We start from the raw sequence: 18,446 nt of genomic DNA, 5'->3' as shown, positions 1-18,446 counted from the left end.
GCTCAAGCAACAGTGAGGCGGTCCGAGCTTGCTCGGGCCGCTTCTCCATTTCTGGACGACTGCCCCCGGGCCTGCGCGAGGCGGGTGACGGCGAGCTCCAGCTCGTCGGCCGGCCGGGTCCGGGGGATCCGGACGAAGTGCTCCAGCCCGCCCTCGACGGCGAACACGCGCCCGGCCGCGGCGATCACCCCGAGCCGCTCGGCTTCAGTCACCGGGGCGCTCGCGCGGGGTTGCGGGAGCCGGCACCAGACCGACAGGCCGCCCGTGGGTCGGTGGTAGGACCAGTCGGGCAGCTCGGTGCCGAGGGCCTCGAGGAGCGCGTCGCGCTGGACGCCCAGCCGTTCGCGATTGGCGGCCCACACCGGTGCCGGTTCTCGATCAGGTGAACCAGCGCCAGCTGCTCGAGCAGCGGCGCCCCGAGGTCGAGGCTCATCCGGGCCCGGAGCAGTGTCGGCATCATCGGCTCGGGCACCCGGAGCCAGCCGAGCCGGAGGCCGCCCCAGAACTGCTTGCTGGCGCTGCCGATGGTGATGGCACCGGGGGAGTGGGTGGCGAAGGGCGCCGGCATCGTCTGCCCGTCCGGGGCCAACGCCTCGTGCGCCTCGTCGACGACCGGGATCACCCGCGCGCGCTTCAGGGCGGCGGCATATTCGGCCCGCTGGGCGTCGCTCATCACCAGTCCGGTCGGGTTCTGGAAGTCGGGGATGAGGTAGGCAAGCCGCGGTGCTGCCTGCCGCACGATGGCGGCCGTCGCGGCCGGGTCCCACCCGTCCGGATCCACCGGCGCTGGCACCAGTCGTGCGCTGCGGTGGCCGAGCGCCCGGGTGGCATTGGGATAGACCGGATCCTCGACGACGACCCGGTCGCCGGGTGCGGTCAGGGCCTGCGCGACGACGGCGGCACCGGCCAGCGCGCCGCTGGTCACCATGATCTGCTCGGGCGTCGTGGGCAGTCCGCGCTCGGCATAGGTCTCGGCGAGCACCTCCCGCAAGCGGGTCAGCCCGGTGGGGTAGTAGCCGTGGCTGGAGAGGTAGGGCGGCAGCTCGGCCACGGCCGCCTCGTAGGCAGCCGCGACACCGGCCGGTGCGCTGGGCGCCGCGCAGTTGAGGTCGATGACGTCGGGGTCCTCCGACCACGGGGCGAAGACCCGGTCGGTCACCGACTGCGCCCGCAGCGGCAGTCGGGTCACGGTGCCGGAGCCGCGCCGCGACTCGGCGTACTCACGATCGCGGAGCTCGGCATAGGCCCGAGTGACCGTCGTGCGGCTGACGCCGAGGGCGGTCATCAGCTCGCGCTCGCTGGGCAGTCGCGTGGCGGCCGGGATGCGGCCCTCGCCGATGAGGAGTCGCAGTCCCTCGGCCAGCTCGAGGTAGAGCGGTCGGTCCTCGCCAGCCAGTCTTCCGACGAGGGTGGCCACTCGCGACGCGCTGATGTTACGGCTCATGCAGGCCACTCTTCCACGATTGGCTATCGAAGAGAAGGCCAATCTCCGTCAGACTCGATCCATGAGCATCACCGCCGGCGTGTGCACCCCACGACCCCTCACCGACCTCGGCCCGATCGCGCAGCTCCGCGCCGGTCGCCTCGCGCGCCGACTGCCCCAGCTGGTCATCGGTCTCGTCCTGTACGGCGCCTCGCTGGCCATGATGGTCCGCGGAGCGCTCGGCCTCGCACCCCGGGACGTGCTGCACTCCGGCTTCATCCGGCACGTGCCGATCACCCTCGGCCGGGCTGTCGTGCTGTTCAGCTTCGTGGCGCTCATCTTCTGGATCCCGCTGCGGGAGAAGCCCGGCATCGGCACCATCGCCAACGCCTTCGTCGTGGGGCTGTCGGCTGACGCGACCATGGCCGTGCTCGAGCCCGGCGAGGGGATGTTCACCCGCATCGGACTGACGCTCGGCGGCATCGCGCTCTGCGCGTTCGCGGGCGCTCTCTACATCGGCGCGCAGTTCGGCCGCGGTCCGCGCGACGGTCTGATGACCGGTCTCGTCCGTCGCACCGGGTTGTCGCTGCGGCTCGTGCGCACCGGCCTCGAGGTGCTGGTGGTGCTCCTCGGCCCGGCGATGGGCGGCGTGCTCGGCATCGGCACCGTCCTGTTCGCGGTGCTGATCGGCCCGCTGACCCAGCTGATGCTGCCCCGGTTCACGGTGGAGCTCACGGTGGAGCTGGACGCCGCCTGATCAGCGCTGACTGATCAGCGGCGCGTGGCGATGATCGCCGAGGCGTCGGGCGCGATCATCACCTCGACCGCGGTGAACCGCTCGTCGGTGAGCCACTCCTCGCGCAGCGTGTCGACGCGGCCGTAGGCGATCGGCGGCCACAGCTCGCAGGGCGTGAAGTCGTCGAGCACCACGATGCCGCCGGGCTCCAGCAGGTCGACGACGGCGTCGACGCGCACCGAGCCGGGGTCCCCGGAGTCGAGGAAGATCAGCGAGTAGGGGCCGCGCTGGTGCAGCGTCGACCAGTCGGCCTCGAGCACCTCGACGTGGTCGTCGTCCTCGAAGATCTCGGCCGCGGCCGTGGCCAGCTTGGGGTTGAGCTCGGCGGTGATGATGCGGGCCCCGTTGCGTACGCCGCTGCGCAGCCGGGCAGTGCCGACCCCGCACCCCGTGCCGAACTCGGCCATCGTGCCGCCGCGCGTCGCGGCCAGCGCGGCGAGCAGTCGACCGGTCTCGTTGCGGCAGAAACCGACGTAGCCCGCCTTGCGCGAGACGTCGAAGGCACGGGACACGATCTGGGGAAGTTCGGGAGGGGCACTCATGAGGTTGTCGAGTCTGTCACGGCGAGACGGCTGTCTCGCATCGTGAGCAACGCGGCAAAGTCGCTGCGCGACACCGGCACGGCGGCGTACGGTCTCCTCACCATGCGGAGCGTTTTCGTACTTATTGAGCGCCGCGGCGAGGCCTGAGAAGACAGGGCCCACTCGTCGCGGTGTTCGACGTGCGACGACCGTCGGTTTGGGGCCCTGTCACTGCAGTGGTGGTTCACACCCTGCGCCCCACGCTCCGCGGCGGATCTTGCTCTCCGATTCCTCATCGCGCGATCCGCACAGGCCTCGGCACATCTCCCTCATGTGATCCATGAGCTCGAGTCGAGTGATCTCCGCCGCGGCGCGAGGGACACTCCGCCTCTTCCTGACGGCATCACTCGACTCAACGCTCTGGAGAACTGCCATGTACGACCTGTACCCCGACTGGGGCCCCGCCAGCCACCACCCCGACAACCCGCGCAGCATCGAGGCGACCAAAGCCGCACTGCAGGAGTCGCTTGACCTGCGAGACAACGGCGGCCAGCGCCCCGACGACAACTAGATTTCACCCATGACTTCTGAGGCCACCGCGCACCCCTCCGGCACCGTCCAGCTCGCCGTCATCCCCGGCGACGGCATCGGCCAGAGGTCACCCCCGAGGCGCTCAAGGTGCTCGAGGCGGTCGACGTGCCGGTCAAGTTCGAGCAGACCCACTACGCCCTCGGCGCGGAGAACTACCTCGCGACCGGCGACGTCCTCCCCCGCGACCGTGCTCGCCGAGATCCGGCAGCACGACGCGATCCTGCTCGGCGCGGTCGGCGGCAAGCCCAACGACCCCAACCTGCCGCCCGGCATCCTCGAGCGCGGCCTGCTGCTCAAACTCCGCTTCGAGCTCGACCACTACGTCAACCTGCGCCCCAGCCGGCTCTTCCCCGGGACGCCGTCCCCGCTGGCCGACCCCGGCGAGGTCGACTTCGTGGTCGTGCGTGAGGGCACCGAGGGTCCCTACACCGGCAACGGTGGCGCGCTGCGCGTCGGCACGCCCGCCGAGGTCGCCACCGAGGTCTCCGTCAACACCGCCTTCGGTGTCGAGCGCGTCGTGCGCGACGCCTTCGCCCGCGCCGAGCGTCGCCCGCGCAAGCACCTCACCCCGGTCCACAAGACCAACGTGCTGGTCAACGCCGGCTCGGTCTGGTGGCGCCTCTTCGAGGCCGTCGCGGCCGAGCACCCCTGACGTCACGACCGACTACATGCACATCGACGCCGCGATGATCCACATGACGGTCAACCCGTCGCTTCGACGTGATCGTCACCGACAACCTCTTCGGCGACATCATCACCGACCTCGCCGCCGCCATCACCGGCGGCATCGGCCCTGCTGCCAGCGGCAACATCAACCCCGACCGCACTGCGCCCTCGATGTTCGAGCCCGTGCACGGCTCCGCTCCCGACATCGCGGGCCAGCAGTTGGCCGACCCGACCGCCGCGATCCTCTCGACCTCGTTGCTCCTCGACCACCTCGGGTACGCCGAAGCGTCGACCGCCGTCGAGGCGGCAGTGCTCGCCGACCCGGCCGATCGCCAGCCCGGCACCGCTCGCCGCACGTCCGATGTCGGCGACGCGATTGCCGCCCGCCTCTAGCCGGATAGCCTGACCTCCATGGACATCAGCACCACGGCCAACCCCAACCCGGTCGACGACGCGCGGCTCGCCGAGATCCTCGCCAACCCCGGCTTCGGCACCAACTTCACCGATCACATGGTCACGGTGGAGTGGACGCCCTGAGCGCGGCTGGTACGACGCCCGCGTGACGCCGTACGGACCCCTCACGCTCGACCCCGCGACCGCCGTCCTGCACTACGCGCAGGAGACGTTCGAGGGGATGAAGGCCTACCGGCACGCCGACGGGTCCGTGCACCTGTTCCGCCCGGAGGAGAACGCGAAGCGGATGGCGCGCTCCTCGAAGCGACTGGCCTTCCCCGAGCTGCCGGTCGACGAGTTCATCGCGGCCGTCGAGGCGCTGGTGAAGGTCGACGAGCGCTGGGTGCCGACGAACACAGACGGGGGAGAGAAGAGCCTCTACCTGCGTCCGTTCATGTTCGCGAGCGAGGCCTTCCTCGGCGTGCGCCCGGCCCAGCACGTGACGTTCATGGTGATCGCGTCGCCCGCCGGCGCCTACTTCAAGGGCGGCATCAAGCCGGTCACGCTGTGGCTGAGCGAGGAATACACCCGCGCCGGTCGCGGCGGCATGGGTGCGGCGAAGACCGGCGGCAACTACGCCAGCTCGCTGGTCGCCCAGCAGGAGGCCACCGCCAACGGTTGCGACCAGGTCGTCTTCCTCGACGGCCGGGAGGGCAAGTACGTCGAAGAGCTCGGCGGCATGAACATGTACTACGTCTTCGATGACGGCCGGATCGTCACCCCCGAGACAGGCACGATCCTCGAGGGCATCACCCGCGCCTCCATCATCGAGCTCGCCGGCAAGCTGGGCCACCGGGTGGAGGAGCGCAAGCTCTCCATCGACGAGTGGCGCGACGGCATCACCAGCGGGGCCATCACCGAGATCTTCGCGTGCGGGACCGCCGCGGTCGTGACCCCGGTCGGCTCGCTGAAGTGGAAGGGCGGCGAGCTCCCGGCGCCGACGTCGACCGACCTGACGATGCGGATCCGGGCGGCGCTCGTCGACGTCCAGTTCGGGCGTGCGGACGACACCTTCGGCTGGATGCGCCGGGTGGTCTGAGCAGACCGGCCCAATTGCCCGATTCGGGGCTCGGGCACGCCACCCGCGGGATACGTTGCGCGACGTGGATGAGGTGGCACGTCGGCTGGCCAACCGGCCGACGACGATGGCGCACATGTTCTGGGCGAGGTCACTGACCTCGCCCACGACCATGGCGTTCAGCTACGCCGTGAACGGCGTGTGGCAGGAGTCCACGGGGCGAGACGCGCGAGCTCGTCGAGTCGCTCGCGGCCGGCCTCATCGGCCCGGGGGGTCAAGGCGCAGGACCGGGTCGCGATCATCTCCGAGACCCGCTTCGAGTGGATCCCGGCCGACCCGGGCGATCATGTGCGCCGGCGGCGCGACGACCACCGTCTACCCGTCGACGAAGCCCGACGAGGTCGCCCACATCCTCAACGACTCCGGTGCCACCGTGGTGCTCGTGGACTCGCTCGAGCAGGTCGCCAAGCTGCGCTCGATCCGCGGCCAGATCCTCGACGTCCGCAAGGTCGTGCTCTTCGACGGCGACTTCCCCGACGGTCGCGTCATGACCCTCGAGGACCTGCTGCGGTCCGGTGATGACGTGCTCGAGTCGGACCCGACCGCGGTCTCGCGCCGCATGGGGGAGCTGCGCTCCGACATGCTCGCCAGCATCATGTACACCTCCGGCACGACGGGTACGCCGAAGGGCGTGCGCCACACGCACGCCGCCCGGACCTACGAGGGCACCGCCGTCGCGGCGCAGGGCATCCTCGGCCCCGACGACCTGCAGTACCTCTGGCTGCCGCTGTCCCACCTCGTTCGGCAAGGTGCTGCTCTCCACCCAGATGGCCTGCAGGCTTCCCGACGGCCGTCGACGGCGACGTGGACAGGATCATCGACAACCTTGCCGTCATCCAGCCCACCTTCATGGGGGCCGCTCCCCGGATCTTCGAGAAGGCGCACTCGCGGATCGTGGCCATGCAGGACCGGGAGGGCGGCATCAGACGCCGAGTCTTCGAGCAGGCCTTCGCGGTCGCCCGCCGCCGGCGCACCTACCTCGACGAGGGGCGGCGGGTGCTCTACCTCCTCGGCAAGCGGTACGACATCCTCGACAAGGCCGTCCTCGCCAAGATCCGCGAGCGGTTCGGGACGCGGTTGCGCTTCTTCATCTCGGGTGCCGCCGCGCTCAACCCCGACATCGGCGACTTCTTCGGGCTGGCCGGCATCACGATCCTCGAGGGCTACGGCCTGACCGAGTCGGCGGCGGGCAGCTTCGTCAACCGGCCGGAGAGCAATCGGCTGGGCACGGTCGGGCAGGTGTTCCCGGGCACCGAGGTGCGGATGGCCGACGACGGCGAGGTGCTGCTGCGCGGGCCCGGCGTGATGCTCGGCTACCACAACCTGCCGGCCGAGACGGCGTCCGTGCTGCGCAACGGCTGGCTCAGCACGGGTGACATCGGCCGCCTCGACCACGAGGGTCGACTGACGATCACCGACCGGAAGAAGGACTTCTTCAAGACCGCCGGCGGCAGCATGTCGCGCCGACCTATCTGGAAGGTCGGCTCAAGGCGGCCTGTCCCTATGTCTCCGACGCCGTCGTCATCGGCAACGACCGGCCCTACTGCGTCGCCGTCCTGACCCTCGACCCCGCGGGCATCACGGGCTGGGCCGAGCACGCCGAGCTCGGGCTGAGCGACTACACCGAGATCCTGCACGCGCCCGCGACGGTGAAGATGATCGACGGCTACGTCACGTCGCTGAACAAGACCCTGAACCGCTGGGAGACGATCAAGCGGTTCGTGATCGCCGACCACGAGCTCAGCGTCGAGTCCGGAGAGATGACCCCGTCGATGAAGGTGAAGCGCTCGGCCATCGAGGCCAACTTCGTCGACGCGATCGCCGGCATGTACCCCGTCGAGGAGTCCGCGCGGCACGGCGACTTCGAGGTGTCCGAGGACGACCTGAGGGCCGACATCCTCGGCTGACCTGCGGTGATGACATCTTCTCGGGGTCGGCCCCGGTAATCTCCGTCCGTGACCACCTCCCGTCCCGAGCAGGCTCCAGCCCGGGCACCGCCGGGCATGTTCGTCGGCGACTACGAGCTGCTCACGCGCCTCGGCGAGGGCGGCATGGGCGTCGTCCACCTCGCCCGCAAACCGGGTGGCGACCGCGTGGCGCTCAAGGTGCTGCGACCGCACATCGTCGGTGACGACGAGGCGCGCCAGCGCCCGGCGCGTGAGGTGTCGTCCCCGGCCCGGGTGAAGTCGCGCCGGGTCGCCGAGATCCTCGACGCCGACCCGTGGGGCGACATCCCGTTCGTCGCCACGCGCTACGTCCCCGGTCTCTCGCTGCACGACCACGTCCACGAGGAGGGCGCGATCGAGGGCGCCGACCCGGTGTGGTTCGCCACCTGCCCGGCCGAGGCGCTGGCTGCGGTCCACGGCGTCGGTGTCCTGCACCGCGACATCAAGCCGTCCAACATCCTGATGGAGGGCCGCACCCCGATCCTGATCGACTTCGGTCTCGCCCGGGTGGCCGACGACCCCAAGCTCACCCACACCGGTTGGCTGCTCGGCACCCCCGGCTACCTCGCCCCCGAGATCCTCTTCGGTGAGGACGCCTCCACCGCCTCCGACGTCCACTCCCGGGGCGCGACGGTCGCCTTCGCCGGCACCGGGCGCGCGCCCTTCGGTCGTGGTCCGTCGATGGCGATCATGGATCGCGTACGCCGCGGGGAGCACGACCTCACCGACCTCGACCCGACGATCCGGCGGGCCGTGGAGGACACGCTCGAGCCCGATCCGCGCAACCGGCCGACGCTCGACGAGCTGCGCGACTGGCTCGCCACGCGTGGGCCGCACGCGGCGGCGACCGCCCCGGACGCAGCGCCGGAAGACCCGTTCACGATGCCGCTGGCCGTTGCCGCGATGGCCGGCACGATCGAACCGACCGAGGTCGTCTCGCCCACGCTTGGACCTGAGTCTTCTCGAGACTCAGGTCCAAGGGAGCCGAGGAGCTGGACCGTTCGGGAGCGTACGGCGACCCGCGTCCTGCCCGACGGATCGACCGGAACGCATCGACGAGCTCGACGCCTCGCCTGCCGTAGTCACCCCGGTCGGGTCCCTCGAGAAGCTGCGCCGCGGCATCCTCGTGCTCGCCGGGATCGGCGTCGTCGGGGCGGGCGTGGCGTTGGCGCCGTACGCCGCGATCGGGGTCCTGACCCTGCTCATCTGGATCCTTCGCAGCGGCTCGATGGCCGCCAGCTCCGCCGGCGCGCGACGGCAGGTGCGCGGCGCGAAGTGGTACGACGGGGTGCAGGTGCTGCTCGCAGCGCCCCGGCACGTGGTGAAGGCGATCCCGGGCACGCTGGTGCTCGTGCTGTGGAGCCTCGGGCTCGGCCCGGCCGCGGCGTTGCTCTGCTTCGCCGGCGGCGTCGCGATGGCGCCGAGCCTCGCGGCCATCGGGGTCACGCTCGGCGCCTCGATGTGGTGGGGGCCGGGGAGCCGACGCCTGCGCGGACCGGTGCAACGTCTCGCGCACCCGATCAGTGCCCGGCCGCTGGCGTGGTTCTTCGCGGCCATCGCGACCGCGGCGGTCGCCACCGGCCTCGGCGCCGCGGCGTCGGCGCAGGGGACGAGTTGGGCGCCGGACGACGACCGGCCGTTCGCTGACGTCCGTCCGTCGAGCTGGTTCTAGCCCGTTCCCGGGTCTGATCAGGCTGTCGCCTCGAGGGCGGACTTGAGCCGACCCAGCGTGGTGGCGATGTTGTGCGTGTTGGCCGTCTCGCGGTCCGCGACCCCCGTGATGGGCGTGCTCGCCTTGGCGAACCGGGCGGCGCGCCGGTCCCACGTGCTCTCGACCACCCGGCACCCGGTCGCGGTGGGCTCGATGTCGTACTGCCAGCGTGCCACCGGCACGCCGGGCACGGCCTCCACGTCGAAGGCGAAACGACGACCGGGATCGGCGTCGGTCACCTTGCCCCGTGGTCGGCCAGACGTGGCGGCCGTTGCGGTTGAGGCCGACGAAGCGGGTGCCCACCCGGCCGGTGCTCGCGCGTCGACGCAGCACCTTCCGGGTCTCCTCCGCGATCTCGGGCATCCGGGCGGGATCGCTGAGGAAGGCATAGGCCGCCTCGGCGGAGGTGTCGATGTCGATCTGGCCGGTGGCGTCTGGGGTGGTCACGACCCGGAGTATGCCAGCGCCCGGTGGGCGAACCGGATCGCGAGACACCGACCCGTGGGCGTGCGCGACGTGGCACAGTGGGGTCATGCGCACCACCAGCACCATCATCATTGCCTAGCGCGACGGGTCACCCGCCGCGCCAACCTCCTGACCCCGGGAGGTTTTTTTGTGCCCCGATCAAGTCCGATGAGAGAGACTTATCCGATGTCCCAGCCGCTCGACCTGCAGGGCTCCTTCCACGTCTACGACACGACGCTGCGCGACGGTGCGCAGCAGGAGGGGCTCAACCTCTCCGTCGCGGACAAGCTGACGATCGCCCGTCAGCTCGACGGGCTCGGGGTCGGCTTCATCGAGGGCGGCTGGCCGGGCGCCAACCCCAAGGACACGGAGTTCTTCCGCCGCGCCAGCCGAGAGCTCGACCTGCGGCACGCCCGTCTCGCGGCCTTCGGGGCCACGCGCCGGGCGGGTGTCAGGGCGGCCGACGACCCGCAGGTCGCCGCGCTGCGTGACAGCGGCGCCTCCGTGGTCACGCTGGTGGCCAAGTCGCACGACCGCCACGTGGAGCTCGCGCTGCGCACCACGCTCGAGGAGAACCTCGAGATGGTCCGCGACACCGTGTCGCACCTGCGGGCCGAGGGCCAGACCGTCTTCCTCGACGCCGAGCACTTCTTCGACGGCTACCGCGACAACCGTGACTACGCGCTCGAGGTGCTGCGTACGGCGATGACGGCCGGCGCCGAGGTCGTCGCCCTGTGCGACACCAACGGCGGCATGCTGCCCGACTGGGTCTCCGACGTCGTCACCGACGTGATCGCCTCGACCGGCGCCCGGGTCGGCATCCACGCCCACAACGACTCCGGCTGCGCGGTCGCCAACTCGCTGGCCGCCGTCGCTGCCGGCGCGACCCACGTGCAGGGCTGCATCAACGGCTACGGCGAGCGCACCGGCAACGCCGACCCGGTCACCGTCGTGGCCAACCTCGAGCTCAAGCTGGACCGGGCGGTGCTGCCGGCCGGGCTGCTGCGCGAGGCCACCCGGATCGCGCACGCCGTCGCCGAGGTGACCAACGTGCCGCCCGCGTCGCGCCAGCCCTACGTCGGCACGTCCGCCTTCGCCCACAAGGCCGGCCTGCACGCCTCGGCGATCAAGGTCGACCCCAACCTCTACCAGCACATGGACCCGATCGGCGTCGGCAACGACATGCGCCTGCTCGTCTCCGACATGGCCGGTCGTGCCTCGATCGAGCTCAAGGGCAAGGAGCTCGGCTTCGACCTGTCGGGTGATCGCGAGCTCGTGACGCGCGTGACCGACCGGGTCAAGGCCATGGAGCAGACCGGCTACACCTTCGAGGCGGCCGACGCCTCGTTCGAGCTGCTGCTCGTGGAGGAGGTGGAGGGCGTCCGTCCGTCCTACTTCGACGTCGAGTCCGGCGCGTGATCACCGAGACCACGCCGGACGGCGAGGCGGTCTCGGAAGCCACGGTGAAGCTGAGGTCCGAGGGCGTGCGCTACGTCGTCACCGGCGAGGGCAACGGGCCCGTCAACGCGCTCGACGCAGCCTTGCGTACGGCGATCGGCCGGGCCTTCCCGGAGGTCGCGAAGTTCGAGCTGATCGACTACAAGGTGCGGATCCTCGACCCGGGGGCACGGCACCGACGCGATCACCCGGGTGCTGATCGAGACCTCCGACGGCGAGTCCTCGTGGGTCACCGTCGGCGTGGGCCACAACGTGATCGAGGCGTCATGGGGTGCGCTCGTCGACGGGCTGACCTTCGGTCTGCGCAAGCACCACCGCTGACCCTCAGCCGGCCACCACTCGACGTACGAGGTCGTCCCAACCGGCTTCGATCCGGGCGAGGTCCATGTGCTCCTTGCCCACCTGCTGCTCGAGGATGACGACCTCCAGCGGGGCCATCAGCGCCGTTGCGAGCAGCGGGATGTCTCCGCGTACGCCGATCGCGGTGAGGAGGTAGCGCACGTGCATCGCCGAGAAGGAGACCGCGGCGAACGACCGCGCGCCGGCGTGCCCCGCGGCGGTGATCAGGGCGCCGTGCGTGAGGTTGATCCGCAGCCGCGAGTGACCGAACGCGAGCAGCCGCTCCATCGGGTCGTCGTGCGGGCCGAGCGGGGGAGGACCACCGAGGACGGCCGCCTGCCACTCGGTCTCCGACCGGTTGAGGACGGCCGCCATCAGGCCCTCGCGGCTCTCGAAGCGACGGAACACGGTGCCCTTGCCGACGCCCGCCTCGTGGGCGACGGCGCCCATGGTCACGCCGTCCACGCTGCACCGGTCGATCAGTCGGAGCGCCGCCTCGAGCAGGGCCTCGCGGTTGCGGGCCGCGTCGGAACGCTCCAGCGGCTGCTGGTCGGCGAGATGCAGCTCGATGGGCACGTCGCCAGCCTAGGCGGAGAATTCTTTCCGGGCTTGCGGAATAGAACCGGACCGCGGTCCGTTTGACCCCACATGACTACCTCTTCGCAGACCCGTGTCGCCGTCCTCGTCGGCTCCCTCCGCGCCGACTCCCTGAACCGCCGCATCGCCGAGCACCTCTCGGCCAACGCGCCCGAAGGCGTCACCGTCGACATCGTCGAGGGCCTCGACCGAGTCCCGTTCTACAACGAGGAGATCGACGGCGACACGGCCCCCGCCAGCGCCGTCGCGCTCCGTGAGGCCGTCTCGGCCGCCGACCGCGTGCTGGTCGTGACCCCGGAGTACAACGGCACCATGCCCGCCGTCCTGAACAACGCCATCGACTGGCTGTCGCGCCCTGCACGGCGCCGGTGCGATCGTCGGCAAGCCGTTCGCGGCCGTCGGCGCGACCCCCACGCCCTACGGCGGCAAGTGGTCGCACGAGCACGCGCGCCACTCGGCGACCATCGCCGGTGCGCAGGTCGTCGAGGGCATCGTGGCGAGCGAGCCCGCCGTCAGCGGTGATCTCTTCGCCGACACCGCCGCCATCGAGCGCCTCGTCGGTGCCCTGAACGCCCTCGTGTCGCACGAGGGTGAGACCGCCGCGGCCTGACCTACCCCCACGAGGGCAGGCTGGCGCGGGAGTACGGTCACGAGCGTGGCCGAACTCCATGACCTGACTGCCCTCGAGCAGGGTGATCTCGTCCGCAGAGGCGAGGTCACCCCGCTCGACCTTGTCGAGCACTACCTCGGACGCGCCGACACCGTCGGCGCGTTCGTCACGTCCACCCCCGAGCTGGCACGAGGGCAGGCTGGCGCCCTCGCCGCGGCCGGACGGCCGGACGACGCGGGCCCGCTCTGGGGCGTGCCGACCGCGATCAAGGACCTGCACCCGACCGCCGGTGTGCGCACGACCTTCGGCTCGGCGGCCTATGCCGACCACGTGCCCGACGAGTCGGACGACGTCGTCCTGACGCTCGAGGCAGCCGGTCTGCCCAGCCTCGGGAAGACGAACACTCCCGAGTTCGGGTCGCCCTGCTACACCGAGCCCGATGTCGCCCCCGCCCGCCGTCACCCCACGGGATCCCCGCCGCACGGCAGGCGGTTCCTCCGGTGGCGCGGCGGCGGCCGTGACTGCCGGACTGGTGCCCCTCGCACCGGGCTCGGACGGCGGTGGCTCCATCCGGATCCCGGCGTCGTGCTGCGGACTGGTCGGGCTCAAGCCGACCCGTGGCCGGATCAGCGCCGCCCCCGGGTACGGCGATCCGGTCGGCCCGGCCACGGCCGGTCCACTGGCACGCACGGTGCGTGACGCCGCCGCCCTGCTCGACGTGATGGCGGGTCGGCGGGTGAGTGATCCCTCCCCGGGCGCCACCTCCTCTCGGGTCGTTCCTCGCTGCCTGTGACCGCGACCCCGGGCGCCTCCGGGTCGCTCGCTTCATCACACCAGTCATCACCGACAGTGAGATCGACCCGCAGGTCAGGACGGCCCGGGACGAGGCCTCGGCACTCCTCGCGGGCCTCGGCCACGAGGTCGTCGACATCGAGGTTCCGCTGCCGCGCGAAGCGGTGGCGACGTTCGAGCTCTGCTGGGCCGTGCTCACGGCGTTGGCCGAGGTGCCGGAGGGGCGCGAGCACGAGATCAGGCCGCTCACGCGGTGGCTGGCCGAGCGGGGTCGCGCCGTCAGCGGTCCGGAGTTCGGGCTCGCGATCGGCCAGCTCAGGAGGTATGCCGCGGACGCGCTGGTCTCCCCGGCGCCGTACGACCCGGTGCTGACGCCGACGCTGGCGACGCTGCCGCCCTTCGTCGGCGCGCTGCGTGACGACGAGGACCCGGCGGCCGACTTCGAGGCGCAGAAGCGCTTCACGCCGTGGACCAGCGCCCGGAACGTCACCGGGATGCCGGCGATCTCGCTCCCGCTCCACTGGACGCCGGACGGCCTCCCCGTCGGAGTGATGCTGGCCGCGCGACCCGCCGAGGAGGAGCTGTTGCTGGCGGCGTCCGCGGAGCTGGAGGCGGCCGCACCGTGGCACCACCTCCGCCCGCCGGGGTGGTGAGTCGCGTCAGGTCGCCGGTTCTGAACAGCTCCACCCGGGTTGCCGGCGGGGTCGGTGACCGGGACCTGCCGCCCACCCGGTCCGGAGACCACGTCGCTGGCGAAGGAAAGGCCGGCGCCCCTGAGACGGTCGACGAGCCCGTCGAAGTCGTCGACGACCGGGTGGATGCGGTTGCGGCCAGCCGACATCAGGTCGTCCGGGGTCGCGCGTGCTCCCGAGGCTGGCGGTGCCGGACAGCAGGAGTCGCAGCGGTCCGCGCACCACGTCGGCGAACGGTGGGGCGGGGTGGGAGAGCAGCTCGAACCCGAGGTGGGTCGTGTAGAACTCGACGGCCGCGTCGACGTCGTCGACGAGGTAGCGGACGCTGGCGTACTGGTCCGGGGCAGTCATGGCGAACCTCCGAGTGGTCGGGTAGTTCAGTGAGGGTTTGTCGCGATCTCGCCGAGATCCGACAAGTTCACACTTAACTACGCCAAGGCCTCAGACGTGAACCACCCGGGAACAGCCGCCACGAAGGCCGAGCGCTCGATGGACCCGACGTCCGCGGGGAGTACGGCGATGACCGGCACCCTCGTCACGCGGGGCAGGTCGTCCCGGTTGCAGCGAGAGGCCGGGTCAGGGTCCGTAGGCCGGGCGCCGATGATCAGTCCGGACGGCTCGATGCCCCGTGCCCGGAGCGCGGCCACGGTGAGCTCGGTGTGGTTGAGCGTGCCGAGCCCGGGGGCGACGACCACGACCACCGATGCCGAGAGTGAGTCCGCAAGGTCGAGCAGCGTGCCGCCGTCGCCGTCGAGCCGCACGAGCAGCCCGCCGGCGCCCTCGACGATGACCGTGTCGTAGACGTCCGCCAACGACACGATCCGGGCCGCGTGCTCCGCCACGGTCGGCAGCGAGACTCCGGCCAGCCGGGCGGCGGTGTCCGGCGCGAGCGGATCGGGCAGGCGCACGAGCTCGATGACCTCGCAGCCCGCGAGGCGGCGTACGTCGTCGACGTCACCGACCTCCCCGGGCAGCACGCCCGTCTGCACCGGCTTGACCACGATGACCGAGCCGGCGGCGCGTGCGGCCAGCGCGGCGGTGGCGACCGTCTTGCCCACGCCGGTCCCGGTGCCGGTGACGACGAGGATCACCGGTGCGCCTCGACGACCTTCGAGAGCAGCTCACACGCGCGGTCCCACGCGTCGGCCGGCACGCCCGCGTTGGTGGTGATGCGCAGCCGGGAGATGCCGTCCGGCACCGACGGTGGCCGGAAGCAACCGACCCGCACGCCGTGATCGAGGCACTCGGCCTGCGCCGCGGTCGCGACCTGCGGAGACGCCATCGGCACGGAGAGTACGGCGCCCGCCGGGACGTCGACGCCGAGCTGTGCGGCCGGGGACGACACGCGGGAGCGGATCACTCCCGGCAGCTCGGGCCGCGAGCGCAGCACCCGCAGGGCCGCGAGGGCACCGCCGGTGGCGGCCGGGTTGAGGGCCGTGTCGAAGATGAACGGCCGGGCCCGGTTGACCGGGTGGTGGACGAGGGCGGGGGAGCCGAGGACCACGCCGCCCCCGGGCGCCCAGCGACTTCGAGAGCGTGGCGGTGACGACGACGTGGGGGCCGCGGCGAGGCCGAGGTCGCGGACGAGCCCTTCGCCGATCGCGCCGGCCACGCCGAGCCCGTGGGCCTCGTCGACGATCAGCAGTGCGCCGTACCGGGCGCAGACGGACGCCGAGGTCCGTCAGGGGAGCGGCGTCGCCGAGCACGGAGTAGATCGACTCGGCGAGCACGATCGCGCGTCGGCCGTCGGCGCCGGCCAGCGCGGCGGCGACCGCGTCGACGTCGCCATGAGGCGTCACCGCGATCTCCGCGCGCGACAGGCGGGCGGCGTCGATCAGCGACGCGTGGATGTGGGCGTCGGACACGATCAGGGTGTCCCGGTCCGCCAGCGCGGTGACGGCCGCCGGGTTGGCGTGGTAGCCGGTCGACATCGCGAGCGCGGCGGGCTGGCCGAGGAAGGAGGCCAGCTCCTGCTCGAGCGTCTCGTGCAGCGCGAGCGTGCCGGTGACGAGCCGGGATGCGCCGGCCCCGGCTCCCCAGACGCGGGCGGCCTCGACAGCCGCGGCCACGACCAGCGGGTCGCGAGAGAGCCCGAGGTAGTCGTTGCCGGCGAGGTCGATCACATCGTCGTCGGGCCCGCGGGGCCGCAGCCGGCGGGTCAGGCCGGCCGCATCTCGCCGTACGGCCTCATCGGTGAGCCACTGGTCCCAGTCATTCATCACGAGGCCTCCACTGCCCGGAGCATCGCGGCGCAGATCGAGTCGATCTCGTCGTCGCTGCAGATGTAGGGCGGCATCGTGTAGATCAGGTCGCGGAACGGTCGGATCCACACGCCCGCCGCCAGCGCTGCCTCGGTCGCGGCGACGACGTCGACCGGGTGGTCGAGCTGGATGACGCCCACGGCGCCGATGGTGCGTACGGCGGTCACGCCGGCCAGCGCGGACGCTGCGGCGAGTCCGGTGGTCAGGCGCTCGTTGATGCGACCGATCGTCGCCTGCCAGTCGCCCCGGAGCAGCAGGTCGATGCTCGCGGACGCCACCGCACAGGCGAGCGGGTTGGCCATGAACGTCGGCCCGTGCATGAGCACGCCGCCCGGCTCGATCCGGCCGGCCGGGTCGCTGGTGCACAGCACGGCCGCGAGTGACAGGTAGCCGCCGGTGAGGGCCTTGCCGAGGCAGAGGATGTCGGGCTTCACGTCGGCGGCGTCCATGGCGAAGAGGTGGCCGGTGCGGCCGAAGCCGGTCGCGATCTCGTCGAAGACCAGCACGAAGCCGTGCTCATCGGCGATCTCGCGGAAGACGGTGAGGCACTCGGCCGGGTAGGCGTGCATGCCACCCGCGCCCCGGAGCAGCGGCTCGACGATGAGCCCGGCGATCTCGGAAGCGTGCTCCGCGGCCAGTGCGCGCATCGCGGCTGCCCACTCGTCGATCGGCTCACCGATCGCCGGCGGCCGTGGACCGAACACCTGCTCCGGCAGGACGCCCGACCACAGGGTGTGCAGGCCGCCCTCGGGGTCGCACACGCTCATCGCGTCCGAAGGTGTCGCCGTGGTAGCCGCCCCGGACGGTCAGGAACCGAGTCCGTCCCGGCCGCGCCTGCATCGCCATCTTCATCGCGACCTCCACGCTGACCGACCCGCTGTCCGCGAAGAAGACGTGCGGCAGACCGGTGATCGACACCAGCTGCTGGCCGAGCCGGATCGCGGGCTCATGGGTCAGCCCGCCGAACATCACGTGTGAGAAGTCGGCGACCTGTCGGCGTACGGCATCGTCGAGGACGGGGTGGCGGTAGCCGTGGATCGTCGCCCACCACGACGACATCGCGTCGATCGCCTCACGGCCGTCGATCTCGAGCCGGACTCCCGACGCGGCCGTGACCGGGCGCGTCGGGGTCGGCGCAGTCAGCGAGGTGTAGGGATGCCAGAGGTGTGCGCGGTCCCAGTCGAGCGGGTCGATCATCAGGCGTTGGCGGCGACGTCGGTCCCCGCCCCGCGCCGACGGATGGCGGGGTCGTGCGACTGACCTGCGGCGACCCGGGCGTCGTGCTCTTCCGAGCCCAGCACCACGAAGCCGTTGTCGCGGATCAGCTCGAGGTCGGTCTCGGCGGCCCGGCCCTCGGAGGTGAGGTAGTCACCGAGGAAGATCGAGTTGGCCACGTGCAGCGCCGGGCCCTGCAGGGAGCGCAGGTGCATCTCGCGTCCGCCGGCGATCCGGACCTCGCGGTCGGGGCACACGAAGCGCGCCATCGCCGGGATCTTCAGGCAGCGCGTGGGGTCGAGCTCCCACGTGTTCTCGTAGGGAGTGCCGTCGAAGGGCATCAGGAAGTTGACCGGGATCGAGTCGGACTCCAGCTCGCGGAGGGCGAAGAGCGCCTCGACGAGCTGCTCGTCGGTCTCGCCCAGGGCCGGCGATCAGGCCGGAGCAGGGGGAGAGGCCGGCGGTCTTGGCCTTGGTCACGGTGTCGACGCGGTCGGCGTAGGTGTGGGTCTGCACGATCGTGTCGTGGTGCGACTCGGCGGTGTTGATGTTGTGGTTGTAGGCGTCGACGCCGGCGTCCTTGAGGCGCTCGGCTCCGGCCGTCCTTGAGCAGGCCCGGGCACGCGCAGACCTCGACGCCGGGGTTCTCGCCCTTGATGGCGCCGACCATCTCGGTGACCTTGTCGATGTCGCGGTCGCTGGGACCTCGACCGCTGGAGACCATGCAGACACGGGTCGCGCCGCCCTTGAGCCCGGCCGCGGCCTGCTCGAGGGCTTCGTCGGTCTTGAGCCGGGGAGTACTTCAGGATCGGCGCCGTCGAGCCGAGCGCCT

Annotated in this window: 17 protein-coding genes and 7 pseudogenes; 13 read left to right on the top strand and 11 right to left on the bottom strand. The window is 71.5% G+C overall.

Going from position 1 to position 18,446, the window contains the following annotated elements; all coding sequences use genetic code 11:
* Window positions 1-2: 2 nt before the first annotated feature.
* Entirely contained in the window at window positions 3-212 is a 210-nt protein-coding gene (locus tag LP418_RS02840) for a hypothetical protein (protein ID WP_257955156.1), read from the bottom strand.
* Window positions 209-1,444, bottom strand: coding sequence for an aminotransferase-like domain-containing protein (gene yczR, locus LP418_RS02835; RefSeq protein WP_257955155.1), 1,236 nt, complete (start codon window positions 1,442-1,444; stop codon window positions 209-211). The genes LP418_RS02840 and yczR overlap by 4 nt, the downstream gene beginning before the upstream one ends.
* A gap of 61 nt (window positions 1,445-1,505) precedes the next feature.
* On the opposite strand from yczR, the gene yczE reads away from it, so the two are divergent.
* Entirely contained in the window at window positions 1,506-2,180 is a 675-nt protein-coding gene (yczE, locus tag LP418_RS02830) for a membrane protein YczE (RefSeq protein ID WP_257955154.1), read from the top strand.
* A gap of 14 nt (window positions 2,181-2,194) precedes the next feature.
* On the opposite strand, the gene LP418_RS02825 is transcribed toward yczE, so the two are convergent.
* Entirely contained in the window at window positions 2,195-2,761 is a 567-nt protein-coding gene (locus LP418_RS02825; protein WP_257955153.1) for an O-methyltransferase, read from the bottom strand.
* A gap of 412 nt (window positions 2,762-3,173) precedes the next feature.
* Between LP418_RS02825 and LP418_RS02820 the strand changes: the two genes are divergently transcribed.
* The 7 genes and pseudogenes from LP418_RS02820 (at window position 3,174) to LP418_RS02790 (ending at window position 9,121) form a co-directional block, all read left to right on the top strand.
* On the top strand, window positions 3,174-3,311 hold the full coding sequence (locus LP418_RS02820) for a hypothetical protein (RefSeq protein ID WP_257955152.1): 138 nt from the start codon (window positions 3,174-3,176) through the stop codon (window positions 3,309-3,311).
* 9 nt (window positions 3,312-3,320) lie between these two features.
* Window positions 3,321-4,390: pseudogene (locus tag LP418_RS02815) on the top strand (3-isopropylmalate dehydrogenase).
* Between the two features lie 18 nt (window positions 4,391-4,408).
* Window positions 4,409-5,489 (top strand): annotated as a pseudogene (locus LP418_RS02810) (branched-chain amino acid aminotransferase).
* Window positions 5,490-5,595: 106 nt separating this feature from the next.
* Window positions 5,596-6,210 (top strand): annotated as a pseudogene (locus LP418_RS30210) (AMP-binding protein); the annotation flags it as partial.
* A gap of 122 nt (window positions 6,211-6,332) precedes the next feature.
* Window positions 6,333-7,088, top strand: a complete 756-nt coding sequence (locus tag LP418_RS02800) for an AMP-binding protein (RefSeq protein WP_257955151.1) — start codon at window positions 6,333-6,335, stop codon at window positions 7,086-7,088.
* Complete coding sequence (locus LP418_RS32235) at window positions 7,001-7,435, top strand: hypothetical protein (protein WP_442940217.1); 435 nt, start codon at window positions 7,001-7,003, stop codon at window positions 7,433-7,435. The genes LP418_RS02800 and LP418_RS32235 overlap by 88 nt, the downstream gene beginning before the upstream one ends.
* Before the next feature lie 48 nt (window positions 7,436-7,483).
* Window positions 7,484-9,121: a serine/threonine-protein kinase gene (locus LP418_RS02790; RefSeq protein WP_257955149.1), complete on the top strand. Its 1,638-nt coding sequence runs from the start codon at window positions 7,484-7,486 to the stop codon at window positions 9,119-9,121.
* Between the two features lie 42 nt (window positions 9,122-9,163).
* Here the strand turns inward: LP418_RS02790 and LP418_RS02785 are convergent, their stop codons facing one another.
* Window positions 9,164-9,574, bottom strand: a complete 411-nt coding sequence (locus LP418_RS02785; RefSeq protein ID WP_257955148.1) for an SRPBCC family protein — start codon at window positions 9,572-9,574, stop codon at window positions 9,164-9,166.
* A 262-nt stretch (window positions 9,575-9,836) separates the two neighbouring features.
* On the opposite strand from LP418_RS02785, the pseudogene cimA reads away from it, so the two are divergent.
* Window positions 9,837-11,429, top strand: a pseudogene (gene cimA, locus LP418_RS02780) (citramalate synthase).
* Window positions 11,430-11,432: 3 nt separating this feature from the next.
* On the opposite strand, the gene LP418_RS02775 reads toward cimA, so the two are convergent.
* Entirely contained in the window at window positions 11,433-12,023 is a 591-nt protein-coding gene (locus LP418_RS02775) for a TetR/AcrR family transcriptional regulator (protein ID WP_257955147.1), read from the bottom strand.
* Between the two features lie 72 nt (window positions 12,024-12,095).
* On the opposite strand from LP418_RS02775, the gene LP418_RS02770 reads away from it, so the two are divergent.
* The 4 genes and pseudogenes from LP418_RS02770 to LP418_RS02760 all read left to right on the top strand — a co-directional run bounded on the left by LP418_RS02770 (window position 12,096) and on the right by LP418_RS02760 (window position 14,099).
* The gene (locus LP418_RS02770) at window positions 12,096-12,566 is read left to right on the top strand and encodes an NADPH-dependent FMN reductase (protein ID WP_257955146.1); all 471 of its coding nucleotides are present in this window, start codon (window positions 12,096-12,098) and stop codon (window positions 12,564-12,566) included.
* A gap of 133 nt (window positions 12,567-12,699) precedes the next feature.
* A pseudogene (locus LP418_RS29755) lies at window positions 12,700-13,059 on the top strand (amidase family protein); the annotation flags it as partial.
* 34 nt (window positions 13,060-13,093) lie between these two features.
* Window positions 13,094-13,447, top strand: a complete 354-nt coding sequence (locus LP418_RS29750; protein WP_272496337.1) for an amidase family protein — start codon at window positions 13,094-13,096, stop codon at window positions 13,445-13,447.
* On the top strand, window positions 13,395-14,099 hold the full coding sequence (locus tag LP418_RS02760) for an amidase family protein (RefSeq protein WP_257955144.1): 705 nt from the start codon (window positions 13,395-13,397) through the stop codon (window positions 14,097-14,099). Before LP418_RS29750 ends, LP418_RS02760 begins: the two co-directional genes overlap by 53 nt.
* 6 nt (window positions 14,100-14,105) lie before the next feature.
* Here LP418_RS02760 and LP418_RS02755 read toward each other — a convergent pair whose 3' ends face one another.
* The 6 genes and pseudogenes from LP418_RS02755 to LP418_RS02735 all read right to left on the bottom strand — a co-directional run bounded on the left by LP418_RS02755 (window position 14,106) and on the right by LP418_RS02735 (window position 17,955).
* The gene (locus LP418_RS02755) at window positions 14,106-14,489 is read right to left on the bottom strand and encodes a VOC family protein (protein ID WP_257955143.1); all 384 of its coding nucleotides are present in this window, start codon (window positions 14,487-14,489) and stop codon (window positions 14,106-14,108) included.
* 77 nt (window positions 14,490-14,566) lie between these two features.
* Window positions 14,567-15,229: a dethiobiotin synthase gene (gene bioD / locus LP418_RS02750; protein WP_257955142.1), complete on the bottom strand. Its 663-nt coding sequence runs from the start codon at window positions 15,227-15,229 to the stop codon at window positions 14,567-14,569.
* Window positions 15,226-15,750, bottom strand: coding sequence for an aminotransferase class I/II-fold pyridoxal phosphate-dependent enzyme (locus LP418_RS32230; protein WP_442940216.1), 525 nt, complete (start codon window positions 15,748-15,750; stop codon window positions 15,226-15,228). The genes bioD and LP418_RS32230 overlap by 4 nt, the downstream gene beginning before the upstream one ends.
* A gap of 121 nt (window positions 15,751-15,871) precedes the next feature.
* Window positions 15,872-16,357: pseudogene (locus tag LP418_RS32225) on the bottom strand (aminotransferase class I/II-fold pyridoxal phosphate-dependent enzyme); the annotation flags it as partial.
* Window positions 16,357-17,596, bottom strand: a pseudogene (locus LP418_RS02740) (adenosylmethionine--8-amino-7-oxononanoate transaminase). The pseudogenes LP418_RS32225 and LP418_RS02740, both read right to left, overlap by 1 nt.
* Complete coding sequence (locus tag LP418_RS02735; protein ID WP_257955140.1) at window positions 17,596-17,955, bottom strand: hypothetical protein; 360 nt, start codon at window positions 17,953-17,955, stop codon at window positions 17,596-17,598. The pseudogene LP418_RS02740 and the gene LP418_RS02735 overlap by 1 nt, the downstream one beginning before the upstream one ends.
* Between the last annotated feature and the right edge of the window lie 491 nt (window positions 17,956-18,446).

The organism is Nocardioides sp. B-3, from assembly GCF_024703895.1.
GTDB lineage: Bacteria > Actinomycetota > Actinomycetes > Propionibacteriales > Nocardioidaceae > Nocardioides.
The sequence above is the reverse complement of the archived record's forward strand: the minus strand, read 5'-3'. Positions and strand labels throughout refer to the sequence as shown.